Source organism: Reyranella sp. (genome assembly GCF_004297265.1).
Classification (GTDB): Bacteria; Pseudomonadota; Alphaproteobacteria; order Reyranellales; family Reyranellaceae; genus Reyranella.
In genome coordinates, this window is sequence record NZ_SCUT01000034.1 from 1 (window position 1) to 2,117 (window position 2,117).

Consider the following 2,117-nt stretch of genomic DNA (forward strand, 5'->3'; position numbering starts at 1 on the left):
CGGGAACTACGGCGAGGTCTTCGACCGCAACGTCGGCATGGGCTCGCCGCTCAAGATCGCCCGCGGCCAGAACGCTCTGTGGACCCAGGGCGGCCTGCAGTACGCACCGCCGATCCGCTAAGCTTCCGGATACGACAGCATTGCGAACCGCCGCCCGAAAGGGCGGCGGTTTTTCTTTGGCCGTTGCAAAAGTCCCTGCGATGCGCGCAGTCTGGGATGGGGGGGAAGTGTCGGGGGACACAATGCTAAAATTCATACTATCTGTGATTGTCGGCGTTTCGGCTTTCGCAGCAACGCAGGTCGTGGCCGGATCGGGACTAGACGCGGTCAAGGCACGGGGGCAACTCGTCTGCGGCGTGAACGCGGGCCTCGTGGGCTTCATGCATGCCGACAGCCAGGGGGTCTGGCGCGGGCTTTCGATCGACATGTGCCGCGCCACGGCGGCCGCCTTGTTCGGGGACGCGAGCAAGGTGAAGTACGTCCCGCTCGAGCCGCTGAAGCGCTTCCCGGCCCTCGAATCCGGCGAGGTCGACCTCCTCGCTTCCAATTCCACCGTCACCCTGGCCCGGGACGCCAGCGTCGATTTCGCCGGCATCTACTACTATGACGGGCAGGGCTTCATGGTGCCGCGCAAGCTCGGGAAGCGGGTCGTGAGCGACCTCAACGGGGCCACGGTCTGCGTGCAGCCCGGCACCACGACCGAAGCCAACGTCGCCGACTATTTCCGCCTGAACAAGATGACCTTCAAGCCGGTCCTGCTCGACAGGATCGACGATCTGCGCGCCGCCTTTTTTTCCGGCCGCTGCGATGTGCTCACGGCGGACCTGTCGAACCTCTACGCGACCCGCGCCGCCTACGCCCCCAATCCCAGCGATTACTCGATCCTGCCCCGCACCATTACCAAGGAGCCGCTGGGTCTGGCGGTCCGCCACGGCGACAACCAGTTCGCCGATATCGTGCGCTGGTCGCTCTACGCCATGATCGAGGCCGAGGAATACGGGATCACGTCCCGAAACGTCGACGAAGCGCTGAAAAGCGAGAATCCCGCCCTGAAACGCATCCTCGGCGTCACGCCGGGCATGGGCAAGGCGCTCGGGGTCGACGAGAAATGGGCCTACAACATCGTGAAGCAGGTCGGGAACTATGGCGAGGTGTTCGACCGCAATCTCGGGCCCAACACGGTGCTCAAGATCCCGCGCGGCCTGAACGGGCCCTGGCGCGACGGCGGGATGCTGTACGCCCCGCCGATCCGCTGATCTCCCCGCGTTTTGGCCTGCGGCTTGCAAGCCTCCGGAAGAAGGCGGCATTCTGGGATCCAAGAACAACGGGAGGTGAAATGCGTAAAGGGTTCATGGCAGCAGCCGCGGGGTTGGCCGCAACCGTCCTCGGGTTCGCCGGGACGGCCCAGGCGGGCAAGGATCTCGACGCCGTAAGAGCGCGCGGCATGGTGAATTGCGGGGTCGGCATCGGGACCGCGGGCTTCATGCTGGCCGACAGCCAGGGCAAGTGGAAGGGTCTCTCGGTCGACGTCTGCCGCGCCGTCGCGGCCGCGATCTTCGGCGATGCCGACAAGGTCAGGTACGTTCCCCTCACCTCCCAGCAGCGCTTCACCGCGCTCCAGTCGAGCGAAGTCGACATCGTGATGGGCAATGCGACCTACACACTGACCCGGGACACCGCGCTCGGCCTCGATTTCACCGGCGTCTACTACTATGACGGCCAGGGCTTCCTGGTGCCGAAGAAGCTCGGCGTGAAGAGCGCCAAGGAGCTGAACGGCGCCACCGTCTGCGTCGCCCCCGGCACCACGACCGAGCTCAACCTGGCCGACTACTTCCGCGCCAACAAGATGACCTTCAAGCCGGTCGTCATCGAGAAGGTCGACGAGATCCGCGCGGCCTTCTTCTCCGGCCGCTGCGACGTCTACACGACCGACGCGTCTAGCCTGGCCGCGACGCGGGCCGCCAACGTGCCGGCGCCGCAGACCTTCGACGATTACGTCATCCTGCCGGAGATCATCTCGAAGGAGCCGCTGGGACCGGTGGTGCGCCACGGCGACAACCAGTTCGCCGACATCGTGCGCTGGTCGCTCTACGCCATGATCGAGGCCGAGGAGTACG

Annotated in this window: 2 protein-coding genes and 1 pseudogene; all 3 read left to right on the plus strand. The window is 65.5% G+C overall.

Annotated elements, in window-relative coordinates:
• Nucleotides 1–121, plus strand: a pseudogene (locus EPO41_RS15220) (amino acid ABC transporter substrate-binding protein); the annotation flags it as partial.
• Nucleotides 122–356: 235 nt separating this feature from the next.
• Nucleotides 357–1,256 (plus strand): amino acid ABC transporter substrate-binding protein, encoded by a 900-nt coding sequence (locus EPO41_RS15225; RefSeq protein WP_363246974.1) that lies wholly within the window; start codon nt 357–359, stop codon nt 1,254–1,256.
• A gap of 80 nt (nt 1,257–1,336) precedes the next feature.
• A partial coding sequence (locus EPO41_RS15230; RefSeq protein WP_296326598.1) for an amino acid ABC transporter substrate-binding protein occupies nt 1,337–2,117 on the plus strand: 781 nt, incomplete at its 3' end.